Origin of the sequence: Bdellovibrio sp. 22V (genome assembly GCF_030169785.1) — a bacterium.
GTDB lineage: Bacteria > Bdellovibrionota > Bdellovibrionia > Bdellovibrionales > Bdellovibrionaceae > Bdellovibrio.
Genome location: NZ_CP125854.1, coordinates 1,175,523 through 1,191,875, shown reverse-complemented (window position 1 = coordinate 1,191,875; position 16,353 = coordinate 1,175,523). Strand labels below are relative to the sequence as shown.

The window sequence follows — 16,353 nt, the reverse complement described above, 5'->3', positions numbered from 1 at the left end:
GAGCACGTTACATCCCTTAGCGTTTGAGAATCGTCTGCGTGTAGAGATCTTTATTATAGCGGATTTGTTTCACGATGGAAAACTGCTCCGGTTTAAAGATTCTTTCATACAGGTCCGCTAGAATAGATTTGCTCTCATTCTTACGTTTAGCAATGCTTTCAAGCTGCTTTTGCATCGTAGCATACTCTTTCGGAGACGGAAGACCGTAACCGATATTGAGCATTTGCGCCGGCGTCGTCAGCTGGCCTTTGCTTTCAAAGAAACCACTCTGAATCGCGAGGATTTGTCTTAACGTATCCGCCAAACCTTGTTCCAAGTTCGACGACTTAAGAAGTTTTAGCAAGAAACCTTGAAGACCTGACTCTGATTCTTTTTCGGCATAGTTTTCCAAAAGCAAGAATGCAGCGGCATATTTCACTTGCACACGACGGTCTTGCGGCATGTGCTTTTGGAAAAGGTATCTTCTTTGACCCGGAGTGAGCTCCACCCAGTCCGAGATACGCTGAGCTTCACGAACAGTGACGTAGTCGTCGATAAACTCCAACGCTTTTTCCAAGTGTTCACCGTGAGAGATGAACAGATAGCCATTCTTCACAGCCCACTCACGGTTGTCCATGTATTCTTTTTGCGTCAGTTTGGCGCGCGCCAGAAGATTACGAAGCGAGTACGGGGTTTGCGCACTCTCTGTCATAAGTTCTTTGCGCAACGTCGCCGAACGAAGAAGATTGATGCTTTCGACCGCGCAGTTGTTGCTGAGGAAATAATACTGACCGTCGTAACCCCAGTGCGTTTCGACGGCGCGATCGACGAATTGATTCATCTCTTGGCGGGACAAAGCCAAAGGATAGCTCATCAAATCGCGCAACTCTGTCTTATTATATTCTTCGATGACCTGTGCAAACGGAATAAAGAAAAGACGAGACGGGTAGTCACCGCCTAGACCGGCCAAATTGCTGATCTCAGGCGTGTTGACGAAAGCGCGGTAAGAAAGAACCAAGTGATATTGAATGTCCTTCAAACAATCCGGTCCCATCACTTTACGTGAGGGAGCACACATCACAAGACGGAACATAGAATGGCCGAACTTGCCAGAGATGCCGTCTCCGCGGCTCGCAAGAAGATAATGCACTTGATAAAGTCTTCTTTTATCGATCGTCGCAAGGGCTCTGTCTGCGGATGTGAATGATGGATCGACGATCTTTAAGTAGTCACCACAAGACGCCAACGGAAACGGATTGTAACCGAAGTGCTCGCTCAGGTACCGATGCATCGTTGGACGACGGCATTGATATTCACGGTCGGTCAGAAAGTATTCCATGTTCACGGCAAACATCTCGGCTTTGCTGGCTTGTTCGTATTTGTCAGGACTGCGAAGGTTAAACGATGTTTGACGGATGCGTGCGCCTTTACCGCTAAGGTTCAGGAACCACCCGCCGATTTCCTGGAATTCCGCCGTCGTTGAAACTGTGGTTTTAAGATCAAAATAAAGATCGCACTCGCCCGTGTTCATCTCGCGGTCATCGCGATAAGTATCGCACCAGCTGGCGTGGGAAAGAACTTCCATTGAGTGGAAATTTATGAAGTCATAAATATGCGCCCATTCGTGAATCATCGTCTTGATAAGAAGAGGACGATTTTTCAACAGACTCTTATTAATGCGCATTTCACCTTTGCGGTTCGAAGACCCCGCAACGTGTTCTTTGAAGTCTTCCGCAAAAAGACGGTATCCATTTTTTGGTCTTTTTTGCATAAGACGTTGCTTCATCAAAGGCGGGAGCATGTTTTCGACTTCGACCTGAGCTTTCCAAAGATCCAAACGTTCTTGCGAGCTTACTTGGGACGCAATCATATCCAAAAGGCGTGAGCCGCCTACGTTTTGCGCCAGGGCTATGGAAGACAACATATATATAAGGAGAAAAAGCACGCTCTTCTTCATAGAAGTCTCTAGGTGCAAGATCGAGTCCATATAGAGATGTCCTGAAGAAACTTTCCTCGCAATAGACCTTCATTACCGTTGTCTAATATCTCGTCAGTGACGGCCTATAAGGTCACTCTGAGCGAACTTTTCGTCTCAAAATGAATAAACACGAGATAGGTGTTGCAAACCCCTGGCGTGCCTGTTGCAAAACGGGTCGTGAGTCTTAATTTTAACGAGAGGTGTGTTATGAAAAGAACGTTGTTAATTATGTCTTTGCTTATGTCTGTTCAAGCTTTCGCATTCGAAGCTTCGAGCAAAAAGAACGATGACCTTGCTCCTAAAGTAGAAGAAGAAAAGAAAAAGGACAAAGGCATCAGCAGCTCATCCGGATCACTCTATACAGATGTTGAGTGTGATATGACAGATTACACTTGTTACAAAATCATCATGGATTTGGGCCGCCAAGAAGCTATTGCACATATCGTTGCGGGCAACCCAGCGGAACGTTCTACGGTTTTGACTCAAGCGATTCAAGTCTATAAGACAGTGAACGCTGAAGCACAAAACTTGACTGACGAAGAAATCATTTATTTGTTGGCTACTGAGTAAAAGGAAAGGTGTTGAAGATGAAAAAGATTTTTGCAGCTCTTGTGAGCTTGATGGTGAGCTCGCCGGCTTGGGCGTATATCACTGCGACCTATGGTAACATGGGTACAGATCCAAACACTCGTACACATATTTTGATCGTTGGTAAAGGAAACGAACTTTCAACTCTTTTGCAAACTTCTGCAGCGGCTAAAGCGAAGAAGTATGCAGAGCTTTATCCTAACGAACAGATCCGTCTTATCTCCGTGAACGAAACGGGTGGTAAAGACAATCTCGAACTTCTTGCGTCTTACGGATTTAAAAACGTTGAAGAACACCGCGGTTTTAACTTTGACACGACGGACGTGATGTCTGAGATGGAAAAGTTCAACAAGATTGCGACTGTGGATATTTACTCTCACAGCGTGGCTTATTACGGTGTGATCCTTGACGGTAAATTCAACCGCATGGACCCTAAAAGAGACGGTTACCAAAAATTGGCGAACAGATTCACGAAGGATGCTTATGCGTATCTTCATGGCTGTAACTCAGGTCAGTTCCTAGCTCCAATCTTGTCTCTTCAATGGAACATTCCTGTGGCAGGTTCTTTCACATCAACAGACTTCAACCGTTTGCATGAAAACGGTCAGTGGTACTTTGATGACGCAAGAAAACCAAACGAAGGTAAATTCGTAGGCGTTAACAAAAAGACTTACGAAAGAAACGAAAACTGTTCAGAGGGTGCTTGCCGCCGTCTTTTCCCTGACAACCACAACTACAATGGTTACTGGGGATCTTTCTCTGAAGGTGGTCTTGGTTTCTTCAAGTTCTTCTGTATGAACAATACGACTCAAGACTGTCAAAAAGCGATGGCTCGCTCTATGATCAACGCGGTTTCTGTGAAACCGATCAATGTGAACAGCAGCCTTGAAGACTATAAAGACGTTGTTTTCGACTGGTTGTGCCCTGCTTCTGGTTTGCAAGAAAAACGCGACAAGTGCCGTCAAGGTCTTGAGAACGCGGTTGCGACTGGCGGTACTTACGACTCTTTCGGTGGTAAGTCTTTGCAGTGTGACTTCAAAGGTTGTAAGGCGAAGTTCAAATGTCAACGTATGCCATTGGTTGACCTTTTGAGACCAGGTTCTTGTGAAGTTATCAACTTGCGTGAAAGCACGAAGACAACAACTCAAGTGAACGAGTACAAAGCGTACCTTGAAGGTTTCAAGCTTCTTCAAGCTGGTAAATAATTAATAAAGTTTTTCCCTCTCTCTTTGCAAAGGCTCGCGCTTCGCGGGCCTTTGCTTTTTTTCGACTGCCATCGCACAACGTTTCTTTCGTCTTCGATTAAAATGCAGAAATTGACTCGCCAGTTAACAAGCGCGGCGGTGACAGCCTCACCCAAGGTCCGTCTTAATATTCTCTGGAAGCAATGATGTTTACGAGAATCGTAAGGAGACGGTATGGGATTAAGATGGATCTTAGTTTTAAGTTTACTGCTCGGAACAGCCCTCGCCGAGGCACAAAACAATCGCTGGAGAATCACGCGCACGGAATGGTCGGCGCAAGATGAAGCGCGCTTTGGTGAATTTATCGCACGTATTGGCGCCGCGGTAGAGCGCCGCGAATGCGCCACCGTTGCGGACTGTCTGCGCAGTTATAGCGCGAATCCTTATGCCGGAACAGATCCCGCGAGTCTTAGGTTGTTCGCGGACTGCGCCGATCTTCCTTATTACCTGCGTTCTTACTTTGCGTGGAAGAATGGCCTTCCGATGTCGATCGCAAGCGGCGTGCGTCCGCGACAAACGCAGACAGGCAAAGACGTCCGTTATTCCCGTAACGGCAATATCGTGACGGATCGTTACAGCATCACCGCGGGAAGATTTAGCGCACCGAATGCGGTGAGTTTGCTGAACGAAACGATTGTGAATGCGGTGTACTCCGCCACCTTCCGCGTGATGGGTGATCAAGATGGCAACTTGTTCTCAGATTTCTATCCTGTGAAGTTGAGCCGTGAAGCGATTCGTCCCGGCACAGTGATTTATGATCCCAACGGACATGTCGCGATCATTCACCGTATCAGTGATGACGGGCGGATTTTTTATATCGACTCTCACCCTGATAATACTTTGACGTCGGGGATGTACACTCCTAAGTTTGTGCGCAGCAATCCCTATCACGGTGCGGGTTTTAAAAACTTTCGTCCACTCTATTTGATGGGAGCTCGCCGTACCGCAACCGGTGAATACACCGGCGGAAAAATCGTTGGCGCTCGCAACAATATGCTGCCGCACTTCAGTTACGAGCAGTTTTACGGTAATACGCCGGATCCTGCGGGTGACTGGCAAAAAGGAAAATTTATTTTCCACGGAACGCAGTTTGGTTATTACGATTATCTTCGCATCATGATGTCGAATGGAAACCTGCAAATCAATCCGATCGAAGACTTGCGCCAAATTCTTGGCGATATTTGCACTTCATTAAAAGACCGCGTCGTGGCGGTGGATCAGGCGATTCAATCTGGCATCGACAAGCAAGAGCATCCTTTGCGTTTGCCCCTGAATATCTATGGCGCGGACGGAGATTGGGAGGCGTATGCCACTCCCTCTCGAGATGCGCGTTTGAAAGTGTCGTACATGGACTTGCTCTTCCAGGCAAAAACGATGATTTCCAGATATAAGGGCGGCGATCCCAACATCATCTATTACGGCCGAAATCTCGCAGCGGACATGCTCGCGGTGTATGAGCGGGAGTCTCGCGCATGCCAGTTTTCTTATACGAACTCCAGCGGCAGCGCTGTGACGTTGGATTTAGAAAATGCGCGCGCGCGATTATTCGATATCAGCTTCGACCCTTATCACTGTGTCGAACTTCGTTGGGGCGCGAAAACTCCGCAAGAGCTTTCCTCTTGTCAGGACAGTCAAAACAAACGCCAATGGTACGCGCGGGAAAAATGGCTCCGCAATCAGTGGGAGCGTCGCTATGATGCGCGTATGGATTTTTCCCTGGAAGAACTTAACGGGCCGAAGCCGGGGGCCGGGATCGCCCAAGCCCCTGACGTCGATATCGTTAGCTATCTTCAGTCGCAGCAATAAAAAACCACCTGTGGAGGGTGAGCCTTCGGGCTCCCTTCCACTCTCTTAAGAAAAAGGTACCTGGTGCCTTTTTCCCATTTTGAGACGGCGGTGACGAATTAAGGGCCCTGTCTAAACTTTGATCTATCAAAGGCATCTAAAAACCGGTGAAAGTCCAATCAGGATGGCATCTTACTTGATAGTAAGAAACTCGGAGAGGTTTCTTATGATGCTAAAAAGTTGGATTAGAAAGTCTTTCGTTTTAGGAATGAGCTTCACACTGTTGGCGCCGAGCTTTTCGCACGCTTACGGGGAAGCGGCAGTCATTCAGGGCTACGTAGGCCGACAAACGACAGTTCCCTTGATTAAACCTTCTTGGGGAAATTTCATTCTTCATACTGAAACTTTAAACAAGCTATACTCCTTGCGGGGATTTCAAGCTATTTGGACAGACACCAATGGTCTTCCCAATGCGATGGCCGTGACTCTTAAAAACATTCTTTTGACGTCGGACCGCCACGGTTTAAATCCCGGTGATTATTGGGATGCGGATGTCGAAAATCTTTATAAGGCGGCTCAAACAAATCAAAAAAACTGGATCACTTTTGAGTTGGCGGCAAGTGAAGCGCTTATCCGTTACGTCACGCATTTATCGACGGGTCGTTTTGATCCGGAACAAATCGACACGGATATTAAGTACAAACAAAAAGATTTCAACGAATACAATGAACTCAATCTTGCGGTTTCTTATGGCGCGGGCTCTTTGGCGTCTGCGCTTGACGGCTTCGCTCCTTCGCATCCTCGTTATAAAGATCTTATGAGTCTGTTGGTAACTCTAAAAGATCTGAAGGCCCGCGGCGGCTGGCCGACGTTGACTTCGCCAGGTTTTATTTTGAAACGTGGAGTGAAGGATCCGATCATTGGTCAGTTGCGCGCCCGCTTAAGACAGCTTGGATACTATGTTTCTGATGCCGGGGGAAATACCTTCGATACAGAGTTGGAAGATGTTGTAAAACAATATCAAGCGATGAACGGTCTTACATCGGACGGTATTATTGGAACACGCTCTGAAGTATTGCGTGCTTTGAACTTCACAGTAGGTCAAAGAATCGCGCAAGTGGAAGTGACGATGGAGAAACTTCGTTGGCTTCCGAAGACTATTGAAAACCGCCATATCTTTGTGAATCTGGCGACGACAGAGTTCCGTCTTTTCGATGAAGGCAGTCAGGTTTTCTATTTTAAAACAATCAACGGTCAGGCGTTCCGCCGGACTCCATCCATGCGCGATCAGATCACTTTCGTGAATTTGAATCCGTATTGGACGGTCCCTCGCAGTATCGCGATCAAAGACAAATTGCCTTTGCTGAAACAAGACCGTCGTTATCTCGAAAAACACAACATGCTTCTTATTGAAGAAGCGACGGACGAAGTCATCGATCCTTCAACGATTGATTGGAAAAACATGACGGCAAAAAATTTCGTCTATTACATCCGCCAGTTGCCGGGGCCAGACAATGCTTTGGGTGTTGTGAAGTTTCCGTTGCAAAACCCTTGGGCGATTTATCTGCATGATACAAATGACAAACATCTTTTTGGTGAAAGCAAGCGTCACCTAAGTTCAGGTTGCGTGCGCCTAGAGCAGCCGTTGGAGCTTGCCGCCTATTTGCTGCGCGATCAGCCGGGCTGGAGCTTGTATGACATTCAGAACTTTGTACCAATGTACAAAGATCAGCAGGCGGCGGAGCTGGATAAGCGTATTACTTTGAAAAAACCGATGCCGGTGTACTTCTTGTACTTGACGGTGGAAAAAGGCGAAGACGGGTCGATGCGCTTTATCGACGACGTTTACGGCCAAGACACGCGTTTAAGCAAAGCTTTGCAGAATAAAAAATCCGCAGGCGAGTTGTTCTAAAGGAGAGAGTTATGAAAAAAATGTGGATCGCAGTTTCGACATTGTTGTTCGCAGGTTTGGCTCAAGCTCAATCCATGGGCGCTTTGCAAGTCAACGGTCAGGCCGGCAAGTTTCAAATTTTCCAAAAGGTGAAGGCAGTTCGCTGTGAGATCGGACAACGAGGCGCGTGTGATAATCCCGTGTTCTTTGATCTCAATAAACCGCAAGCGCTGCCTGCCGGAAATTATATCGTGGGTTTTGAAAACTCCATTCACCCCGAAACGATCTCTGTAAATCCGGGTTCGACAACGCAGTTGTATTTGGAAAGATTGACGGTGCCTTCGCAAGTTCGCGGGCAAAAAATCCGGGTGTACCGCGACTTTACGTCACTGGTGGAGCAAAAGAAAATCTATATGACAATGTTCTTGATGAATCGTCACTTCTTCCGTCTTGAGAAGGAAAATTTCGGCGATTTATATCTTACGGGTGCATGGGAAAGAGATTACGTTCAGCGCTTCACTTACGAGACTTGTCCCAAGATCGACGCCTATGGATCAGTGGCGAGCGCGGCAAAAACCGTGTGCAAGGCGTGGAATACCGCGACCTCTGCGATGGGCTTGCGCGAGCTTTTCAGCTTTGGCAACGACGGCACTTTTCAAGAGATGTGGGTGACCTTCCCGGGTGACGTGATTCCTTCAAAACACCCGCGCTATCTGGTTTCCGCGCCGATTTCGGATGCTGACTTTGTTTCAGTTTTCCCGGGCTCTTACAAAGTCCAAGCTGAAGGAAAAAATCAACAAGCGGTTACAGTGAAGGTCGGGAATCTGTCCCAGAATGCATCGAATTTGGGATTTTCATTGAACCAAATCAAGTCTTTCATTAACCTTGATGGCGAGGATTGCTCATCTGCACGTACTTGGAAGACGGAGTCTCGCGCTTATTGCACAAGCGATCAACAAGAAGGTTGTGATCGCTCTTCGGCGGAGAGCTGCGAACCCATGTAATGGGAAAAAGGAATGCGAAAAGTTTTAATTGGTATTATCTGCACATTCGGGGCTCACTTTGTTCAGGCTGAGCCCATCAAGCCCATCTCTGTTTCATATGAAAATCTTATGCGCTGTTTTCCTGAACTTCAGGACGAAAAGCTTTCGTTCAAAGTCGATCTCAATCGCCTGAAAGAGTTGGGCGATGAAAAGTTCGTGACCTCGCAATCGCAACTGCGTCAAAGAAAAATTCAGTACGTGAACGCAGACAAGCAACTGATGAATCTTATTTTGCGCACCAAGTTCATGGGTGCAAAAAAGATGGATACCGAATTGATCCTGCAAGAGGTCGATGAGAAGGGCGTTATCACCGATATCAAGCTCACGTCGAACCAACGCATCAATCCTAAGCAGGACATCATCAACAACTTCTTGCTCAACGGAACAATTAAATCAGACGAATACTCCTATAATGACACGAAGCTCAATGAAGTTTTCTCGACCTACCGCCGGAACTTTAAGGAGATCGAAGAGTACGAGCTGGTCGATAAGCCCGGCAAACGTTCGATTCTCTGCGAAACGAAGAAAGACCTCGGCATTATATGCACCTGTTCGAAAAAATAAACTGTTGAATATCGAGCCTTTAGCGATATACTTTTAACAGTGTTGATCTAGGTTTTTTCTAGAGTTTTAAAAGGTTTAGGCAATTCGGTTCTGCAGCTGTTGAGGTGCTAGTGACATCTGATAAAAAAACCTACAATTTTCTAATTGCGGGTGTCCCTTACAAGTTAAAAACCTCTCATGACGATGCCACTGTTCAAGAGCTCGTCGATTTTGTTAACAACAAAATGAATCAAGCCATGTCCCTGACTAAAAACGGTTCTTTCCAAAATGCCGCTGTTTTGACAGCGATGAATTTGGCGGAGGAACTTATCCTTTTGAAAAGAAAGGCGCATCGCGAGTTGGAAAAACTCGAAGAAAAAGCGTTGCAACTTTCTATGGATCTAGAAAATTCCAAGAGCAACAAGGTTTTGAACAACTGACTTTGTTTTGATTCTTGGGGTTTCCATGCCTGTTTCTTGGAGCTCTAAAAAGGACTGTCGTTCCTTCTTTAAATCTCTTTGCGCTCAAGAGTTTGCGCAAGGTCTTGTTCACAACCAACAGCAGCTCAATTCTCATTTGCGCAACTATATGAGTTCGCAAAAGGGAATCTGGGGAGCCTACCGTGCTCTGCCGGAGGAAGCGCAAGTCGAAGAGGTGTTTCAAATCCCTTCGATTGCTTGGGTTTTTCCGCGCATGCATGAAGGCCACTTGGAGTTTTTCGAAGCCCCGCATTTTGTGCTGGGACCTTACGGAGTGTGGGAACCATCCCAAGAATCCGTCAAAAAGGATCTGAGAGAACTTCACGGTCTGCTGATTCCAGGACTCGTGTTTAATAAGAATGGCAATCGCCTGGGGAAGGGCAAAGGGTTTTATGACAAGACTCTTGCTGGATACCAAGGGATTAAAGTCGGAATCGCTTTTGATTTTCAAGTCACAGTCGATCCACTTCCCACGGAGCCCCACGATGTCGTGATGGATTATCTCATTACGGAATCAGGCGTTGTCGAGTGCAAGCAGTATCAGGAGTAATAGGTCATGGAGATCGTTATCACCGCAATTATCGGTGTTCTTTTAGGTGGAGTAGGTGTTTTTGTTGTTAAGCGCCTTCAAGATGAAAACAAAAAGAAGTCAGCTCGTATCGAAGCGGAAAGAATCGTAAACAAAGCCAAGTCAGAAGCCGCAAAAATCAAAAAGGATTCTGAAACAAAAGCCAAGGATTTCGAAGCCCGCGCCCGCAAAAACGTCGAAGCCGACATTCATAAGCAAAAATCCACAGTTAAAAACAAAGAGTCTCAGTTGGAACGTCGTCTGAAAGAAATCGACGATCAGTTCAAACAGAAGATGGAAGAAAACGAGCGTTACCTTAATACGCTCAAAGACCGCGAAGAAAAAATCGCGATCTCAGAAAACAGAATCAAGGATTTAGAGAAAAAAGGCGAGGCGCACATTGCGGAGTTGAAGACGAAACTTGAAAGTGTCGCCTCCATGTCGCAAGACGAAGCTCGTCGTCAGCTTTTGGGAGCTCTTGAAGACGAAGCAAAAATGGAAGCAGCGAAAAAAATCGCAGCCATTGAAGAAGAAGCCAATAAAGAAGCTGATAAAAAAGCAAAACGTATTTTGGCGACAGCTCTTTCCCGTTTCGCATCGGAATACACCTCTGAGCGTACAGTCAGTGTCTTGGCTCTGCCGAACGACGAGATGAAGGGCAAGATTATCGGCCGTGAAGGTCGTAATATTCGTACCCTCGAAGCGCTTTGCGGTGTGGACTTGATCGTCGACGATACTCCGGAAGCGGTGGTGATCTCTGGTTTTGATCCAGTTCGCCGCGAGTTGGCTCGCCGTACTATCGAGAAATTGATGGAAGACGGTCGTGTGCATCCAGCACGTATCGAAGAAGTTGTTGAGAAACAACGTAACGAATTAATGAAGTCGATTAAAGAAGAAGGCGAGCGCCATGTGATGGAGTTGGGAATTCCAAACATCCATCCGGAGCTTGTGAAAATCATCGGCGGTTTGAAATACCGTTCATACCAAGGTCAAAACGCTTTGAACCAAGCTTTGGAAGTGGCACAGATCGCAGGACTTCTTGCGGGTGAAATGGGTGTGAACGTGAAGCTCGCTCGCCGTGCGGGTCTTTTGCACAATATCGGTAAAGCGATCGATCACACGGCCGAAGGCAGTTACGCTTTTGTTGGTGCTGAAGCCGCGAAAAAATACAATGAATCCGAAGATGTTTGCCATGCCATCCGCGCGCACGACGAAGAGGAAAAACCTCATTCGATTCTTGCGTGGATTGTGCATGCGGCTTACGTGCTTTCAAGCTCTCGTCCGGGCGCACGTCGTCCGCAAATGGATTCCTTCATCCATCGTTTGGAGGATTTGGAAAGCATCGGCAACAGCTTCGACGGAGTTCTTAAGACGTTGGCTTTGCAAGCGGGTAAAGACGTCCGTGTTCTTGTGGAATCCAGCAAGGTGACAGACGATCAAGCTGTGATGTTGTCTCGTGATATCGCTCGTAAGATCGAGCGCGAGCTGCCTCAGGCAGGCCAAGTGAAAGTCACTGTTGTTCGTGAAACAAGAAGTGTTGAGCACGCACGCTAAGGTTTAGGAATTTAAGTATGAGTTTTTTAGATCCTCGTGAACAGCTAGAAAGAATCAAGTTCGGTGTCGCTGAGTTTATCAACGACGAAGACATGCTTAAGAAGCTGAAAAAGGGAAAACCTCTCAACATCAAATTGGGAGCAGATCCGACACGCCCTGATATTCATATCGGTCACACGGTCGTGATCAATAAACTCAGAACCTTCCAAGAATTGGGACATAAAGTTTTCTTCTTGATCGGGGATTTCACGGCGATGATTGGGGACCCTTCAGGAAAAAATACGACTCGTCCTATGCTCACGCGCGAAGAGATCGAAGAAAACGGTCGTACTTACGCGAAGCAAATCTTTAAGATTTTGGACCCGGAAAAAACAGAGATCGTTTACAACTCCTCTTGGATTGGCAAAATGACTCCTGTTGATTTCATCAAAATGTCGGCACAATACACGGTCGCGCGTATGCTTGAGCGTGAAGACTTCACGAAGCGCTACAGATCCGGAACACCGATCGGTATTCACGAATTCTTGTATCCTTTGACTCAAGGCTATGACTCTGTGGCTTTGAACGCTGACGTCGAGTTGGGCGGTACGGATCAGAAGTTCAATCTTCTTGTTGGTCGTGACATGCAATCCGCTTACGGCCAAGAGCCTCAATGTGTTTTGACGATGCCGATTCTTGAGGGGATCGATGGCGTGAATAAAATGTCCAAGTCTTTGGACAACTATATTTCCGTGATCGATACGCCGAAAGACATGTTTGGTAAAACGATGCGCATCTCTGACGAGTTGATGTTCCGCTGGTACGAATTGCTCACGGATATTTCCGCGCATCAGTTGTCGCAGTTGAAAACCGACGTGGCGGAAAAACGCAAACATCCTCGTGATGTGAAAGTGAACTTGGCGAAGTTCTTGATCAAACGTTTCCACTCTGAAGCCGCAGCGCAAGCCGCTGAAGAAGAGTTTAATCGTATTTTCGTCGATAAAGGTCTTCCGGATGAAATTCCAGTGGCGAATATCTCTGCGGCGGATCTTGAAGGCGGCACTATTGGTATTCGCCCGTTGATGGTGAAAGTCGGTTTAGCAGCTTCTAACGGAGAAGCCGGACGTCTGATTCAAGGCGGTGCCGTACAAATCGCAGGAACGAAGATTTCGGACCCTCAATTGAAGATTGCAGAGGCCGACTTAGCGAACGGTCTTGTGATCAAAGCGGGTAAGACGAAATACGCGAAGGTCGTTCTAAAATAGAAGTGTTATAATTGTTAAGTGAAATAGGAATCTCAAGTTATGAAAATTAAATTTCTTCCGCAAAATATCGAAGTCGAAGGAACTCCTAACAAGAGTCTTTTGCAGATTGCGACGGAAAACCAGCTTGAGATTCGTTCAATCTGCAAAGGCGTTCCCTCTTGCGCTGAATGCCGCGTAAGAATCACGGAAGGGGAGTCGAATGTTCTTCCTCCGGGCAAAGCTGAATTAAATCTGATCGGCACTAGCCACTTTATCGATGGCCGCCGTTTGAGCTGCCAAGTACGCTGCTTCGGTGACGTGACGGTCGACCTCACAGAACAAGTCGAGCGCCAAGAAAATCAAACTAAGAAAATCCGCGGTTTCCGTTCTAACAAACAAATCGAATCAAAAGCCGTCAACGATACAATGTTGCTCGCGGAAAAAGACGAAGAAAAACCTAAAAGATAATCTGAATACGAGAGTCGTTTTTACCTAGTCTCGGTTGATAGCGAGGGATTTGTTGCTGGAGTGCCTTCCCTAGCCTTGTCGCTTCGGTCGGCACGCATCCGTGCTCAATCGCCGCCGCACTTCGTGCGGTTCGCGCATCCTGCGCCGGCTAAGGCCGAGCCTTCGGACAAAGCTAGGGAAGGCCCTCCAGCAACAAATCTTGCTTTCAAACTTTCTTTAAAAAGAGCCGTCTGATTTAGAATTTTTTTAAAGGTTTTGCTGGTATTTTTCCGGAGCTTGGGCTTTTTGGTTTTTTGGGATTGGTGGTTAATATCTTGTGAAGAAGTAGGGCTTTGGTCCTGTTTATTGCATAGTCATTAATGCCGATATGTTCTGTGAATGTCTCACAAGATTACTTTCAGAGAGCGCGGGCCGGAGCAAGGGCCTATCTTAATTCTTCTTCATGGCTATGGTGGAAGTGTTCATCATTGGGATGCGGTGGCTGACAGGCTTGCGGAGAAGTATCGTGTTGTGATTCCGAATTTGAGCCATCTTTACATGAGCAGTGATAAGCTGTTTTTCTCTGTGCAGATCGAAGTTTTGGCGAAGTTTATTCGAGAGACTTTTCCTGAGCAAAAAGTGCATGTTGCGGGGCTTAGTTATGGCGGGGCTTTGAGTTGGGGGCTGGCGACTCAGCATCCGGAGCTTGTGCAAAAGTCTTTGCTTATTAATCCGATGGTCACGAATCCTGTGAAACATTTCTTGCCGAAAGAATTGAAATTTTTCTTTTCGATTCCGCTGAATTTAAAAAGTATTTATTTGATGCTTTCAACGCCGATGGGACGCATTTTCCTGAAGCGGGCGGCGCAGATTTTCCGTGACGAACGCAGTGAAGGTTCTATTTCTGTCGAGCGTTTACAAGGACGCAAATTGCAGTTTGTCGCTCACATGATTCATCATTTTTCTTGGATCTTGCGCTCGGAAGACTGGCAGTACTGGCATCAGCGTTTGTATTCACATCGCGGGGAGTGCCGACTGATCTTCGATCAAGAAGATCTTCTTTTCGATCAAGCCGCTTACCGCGAATTCGCAAAACATATCGGCTGCGACGACATCATCGCCATCTCGGGGGCTGGCCACTTAGCCATCAAAACCCGCCCCGAAATCATCTCCCAGCTCATGCTCGAATTCCTAGAATCCCAAATCGCCGCCTAAAAAAGGTGCCTGCTTCTTTTTCTGGCTACGCCACGTCATTTCGTTCGAATATTGACGGCCACAGCGTCCAAAAAAAAAGAGCCTCTCATGGAGAAGCTCTTAGTCCGTTATTCGAATCTTAAATCGGATGAAAAATTAAACGTTGAAGCTTGAACCGCAGCCGCAATGCTTGGAGGCATTTGGATTGTTGAAGACAAAACCTTTGCCATTCAATCCGCCTGAATATTCCAAAGTCATACCCAAAATGTAGAGCATACTTTGTGGATCTACGGCGACTTTTTGACCGTTAGATTCAAAAACTTTATCGCCTTCGCGTTGATCGTTTTCAAATTGCATTTTGTAAGACAAGCCAGAACAGCCGCCTTTTTTCACCTCAACGCGCAAGAATGCGGCATCGTCTTTTCCTTCTTCTTTTTTAAGATGAGCAAGCTTTTGAGCTGCTTCTGGTGAAATTTGAATCATAAAAGGGCTCCCTATTCTGAAATACAACGTGGGTAGTATATCATAGGTGTCAAGCCCTGGGGAGGCCCGATTTCCGCGCTTTTCAGGCTTTCTAAGTGTTTAAATTTATTGAAATTTAGTGAGGAAGCGCGTTTTTAAGGATTTCCGCAGCTCTTTCAAGTTCTTCTTGAGTTGTCCAGCGACCCAAGCTTAAACGCAACGAACATTGGATTTCTTCGGTGCTCAAACCAATGCCTTTTAAAACGTGACTGATGACCATCGCTCCTGTGCCACAGGCAGAGCCGGTGCTGACGCCGATCTTTTGCAGACGGGCGATCAACGCTTCGGTTTTATGACCTGGTAAAGTCACGTTCAAATTATTTGGCGCGCGCTCGGTGGGATGGCCATTCAAACGAATGCCCGGAACAGCCGCTTGAAGCTTGCTCCAGAAAAAATCACGGAGTTCTGTCATGCGAGCTTTTTCTTCGTTCAGATTCTGCGCGCAAATTTCAGCAGCGACACCCAAGCCCACAATCGCCGGCACATTCAAAGTGCCAGAGCGAAGTCCACGCTCTTGGCCTCCGCCGTAAATCAACGGATTGATCTGAACTTTAGGATCTTTCGAGCGAATATAAAGAGCACCGATGCCTTTAGGTCCGTAAATTTTGTGACCAGAGAAAGACATCAAGTCAATTCCCATCTCTGTCACGTTCACAGGAATTTTGCCGACGGCTTGAGTCGCATCAGTATGGAAATAAATCTGATGTTCTTTCGCCAGACGAGCGAGTTCCGGAATAGGATTGATCGTGCCGATTTCGTTGTTCACCCAAATGAAACTCATCAGTTTTGTGTGCGGCTTGATAGCTTTACGAACAGTTTCAATTTCGACTTGTCCGTAAGAATTAACGGGAAGGAAGTCAACTTCCACACCCATTTTTTCTGCAGCCGCCATCGCTTTCATGATAGAGCTGTGTTCAACGCAAGAAGTGATAAAGTGAATCGGCGTTTGTGGATTTTCTTCGCGCAGTTTTGAAATCAAACCAAAGATCGCCCAGTTGTTTGATTCCGTGGCTCCAGCCGTAAAAGTGATTTCCAAAGATTTTGCGCCAATCAACGAAGCTACTTGGCTGCGCGCTTTTGTCGCCGCATTGTCAGCGATCCAACCCCAATGATGGCCGGCGCTGGCAGGGTTGCCAAAGTGTTCCTTAAAGTAAGGCTCCATGGCTTGAAATACGCGAGGGTCCACGGGAGTCGTGGCATTGTAATCCAAATAGATAGACTTATCTTGTTGCAGATTTGTTCCCATAGGGCGCTCAGTATTCAATTCCATAGCCCCTTGAGCTAATCCCGTCCCAATCGCCGCGTCAACCCCCAA

The 16,353-nt window shown here is 46.8% G+C and carries 15 protein-coding genes; 12 read left to right on the top strand and 3 right to left on the bottom strand.

Annotated features, from left to right (window positions below; all coding sequences use genetic code 11):
- Positions 1-16 precede the first annotated feature (16 nt).
- Complete coding sequence (locus QJS83_RS05765; protein WP_284608192.1) at positions 17-1,936, bottom strand: DUF7844 domain-containing protein; 1,920 nt, start codon at positions 1,934-1,936, stop codon at positions 17-19.
- 228 nt (positions 1,937-2,164) lie between these two features.
- Here QJS83_RS05765 and QJS83_RS05760 point away from each other — a divergent pair, with 228 nt between their 5' ends.
- From QJS83_RS05760 to QJS83_RS05705, 12 genes are all read left to right on the top strand, one after another.
- Positions 2,165-2,527, top strand: coding sequence for a hypothetical protein (locus QJS83_RS05760; RefSeq protein WP_284608191.1), 363 nt, complete (start codon positions 2,165-2,167; stop codon positions 2,525-2,527).
- Positions 2,528-2,544: 17 nt separating this feature from the next.
- Complete coding sequence (locus tag QJS83_RS05755) at positions 2,545-3,750, top strand: hypothetical protein (RefSeq protein WP_284608190.1); 1,206 nt, start codon at positions 2,545-2,547, stop codon at positions 3,748-3,750.
- A gap of 213 nt (positions 3,751-3,963) precedes the next feature.
- Positions 3,964-5,595, top strand: a complete 1,632-nt coding sequence (locus tag QJS83_RS05750; protein WP_284608188.1) for a hypothetical protein — start codon at positions 3,964-3,966, stop codon at positions 5,593-5,595.
- Positions 5,596-5,800: 205 nt separating this feature from the next.
- The gene (locus QJS83_RS05745; RefSeq protein WP_284608187.1) at positions 5,801-7,486 is read left to right on the top strand and encodes a L,D-transpeptidase family protein; all 1,686 of its coding nucleotides are present in this window, start codon (positions 5,801-5,803) and stop codon (positions 7,484-7,486) included.
- A gap of 11 nt (positions 7,487-7,497) precedes the next feature.
- On the top strand, positions 7,498-8,469 hold the full coding sequence (locus QJS83_RS05740) for a hypothetical protein (RefSeq protein ID WP_284608186.1): 972 nt from the start codon (positions 7,498-7,500) through the stop codon (positions 8,467-8,469).
- Between the two features lie 12 nt (positions 8,470-8,481).
- Positions 8,482-9,072, top strand: a complete 591-nt coding sequence (locus QJS83_RS05735) for a hypothetical protein (protein WP_284608185.1) — start codon at positions 8,482-8,484, stop codon at positions 9,070-9,072.
- Between the two features lie 110 nt (positions 9,073-9,182).
- The gene (locus tag QJS83_RS05730) at positions 9,183-9,491 is read left to right on the top strand and encodes a cell division protein ZapA (protein ID WP_284608184.1); all 309 of its coding nucleotides are present in this window, start codon (positions 9,183-9,185) and stop codon (positions 9,489-9,491) included.
- A gap of 25 nt (positions 9,492-9,516) precedes the next feature.
- Positions 9,517-10,080 carry a 5-formyltetrahydrofolate cyclo-ligase gene (locus tag QJS83_RS05725; RefSeq protein ID WP_284608183.1) on the top strand — a complete coding sequence of 188 codons (564 nt, stop codon included), beginning with the start codon at positions 9,517-9,519 and terminating at the stop codon, positions 10,078-10,080.
- 6 nt (positions 10,081-10,086) lie between these two features.
- On the top strand, positions 10,087-11,652 hold the full coding sequence (gene rny / locus QJS83_RS05720; protein WP_284608182.1) for a ribonuclease Y: 1,566 nt from the start codon (positions 10,087-10,089) through the stop codon (positions 11,650-11,652).
- Between the two features lie 17 nt (positions 11,653-11,669).
- Entirely contained in the window at positions 11,670-12,896 is a 1,227-nt protein-coding gene (gene tyrS / locus QJS83_RS05715) for a tyrosine--tRNA ligase (protein ID WP_284608180.1), read from the top strand.
- 39 nt (positions 12,897-12,935) lie between these two features.
- On the top strand, positions 12,936-13,343 hold the full coding sequence (locus tag QJS83_RS05710; protein ID WP_284608178.1) for a 2Fe-2S iron-sulfur cluster-binding protein: 408 nt from the start codon (positions 12,936-12,938) through the stop codon (positions 13,341-13,343).
- Between the two features lie 378 nt (positions 13,344-13,721).
- The gene (locus QJS83_RS05705) at positions 13,722-14,537 is read left to right on the top strand and encodes an alpha/beta fold hydrolase (protein ID WP_284608177.1); all 816 of its coding nucleotides are present in this window, start codon (positions 13,722-13,724) and stop codon (positions 14,535-14,537) included.
- Positions 14,538-14,672: 135 nt separating this feature from the next.
- Here the strand turns inward: QJS83_RS05705 and QJS83_RS05700 are convergent, their stop codons facing one another.
- On the bottom strand, positions 14,673-14,999 hold the full coding sequence (locus QJS83_RS05700) for a HesB/IscA family protein (RefSeq protein ID WP_284608176.1): 327 nt from the start codon (positions 14,997-14,999) through the stop codon (positions 14,673-14,675).
- A 115-nt stretch (positions 15,000-15,114) separates the two neighbouring features.
- The gene (locus QJS83_RS05695) at positions 15,115-16,308 is read right to left on the bottom strand and encodes a cysteine desulfurase family protein (RefSeq protein WP_284608175.1); all 1,194 of its coding nucleotides are present in this window, start codon (positions 16,306-16,308) and stop codon (positions 15,115-15,117) included.
- Between the last annotated feature and the right edge of the window lie 45 nt (positions 16,309-16,353).

Coding starts and splice junctions, on each gene's coding strand:
- QJS83_RS05710 (WP_284608178.1), top strand. CDS start 12,936: ATGAAAATTAAATTTCTTCCGCAAAATATCGAAGTCGAAGGAACTCCT.
- QJS83_RS05765 (WP_284608192.1), bottom strand. CDS start 1,936: ATGAAGAAGAGCGTGCTTTTTCTCCTTATATATATGTTGTCTTCCATA.
- QJS83_RS05705 (WP_284608177.1), top strand. CDS start 13,722: ATGTCTCACAAGATTACTTTCAGAGAGCGCGGGCCGGAGCAAGGGCCT.
- QJS83_RS05700 (WP_284608176.1), bottom strand. CDS start 14,999: ATGATTCAAATTTCACCAGAAGCAGCTCAAAAGCTTGCTCATCTTAAA.
- QJS83_RS05695 (WP_284608175.1), bottom strand. CDS start 16,308: ATGGAATTGAATACTGAGCGCCCTATGGGAACAAATCTGCAACAAGAT.
- QJS83_RS05725 (WP_284608183.1), top strand. CDS start 9,517: ATGCCTGTTTCTTGGAGCTCTAAAAAGGACTGTCGTTCCTTCTTTAAA.
- QJS83_RS05745 (WP_284608187.1), top strand. CDS start 5,801: ATGATGCTAAAAAGTTGGATTAGAAAGTCTTTCGTTTTAGGAATGAGC.
- rny (WP_284608182.1), top strand. CDS start 10,087: ATGGAGATCGTTATCACCGCAATTATCGGTGTTCTTTTAGGTGGAGTA.
- QJS83_RS05735 (WP_284608185.1), top strand. CDS start 8,482: ATGCGAAAAGTTTTAATTGGTATTATCTGCACATTCGGGGCTCACTTT.
- QJS83_RS05760 (WP_284608191.1), top strand. CDS start 2,165: ATGAAAAGAACGTTGTTAATTATGTCTTTGCTTATGTCTGTTCAAGCT.
- QJS83_RS05740 (WP_284608186.1), top strand. CDS start 7,498: ATGAAAAAAATGTGGATCGCAGTTTCGACATTGTTGTTCGCAGGTTTG.
- QJS83_RS05750 (WP_284608188.1), top strand. CDS start 3,964: ATGGGATTAAGATGGATCTTAGTTTTAAGTTTACTGCTCGGAACAGCC.
- tyrS (WP_284608180.1), top strand. CDS start 11,670: ATGAGTTTTTTAGATCCTCGTGAACAGCTAGAAAGAATCAAGTTCGGT.
- QJS83_RS05755 (WP_284608190.1), top strand. CDS start 2,545: ATGAAAAAGATTTTTGCAGCTCTTGTGAGCTTGATGGTGAGCTCGCCG.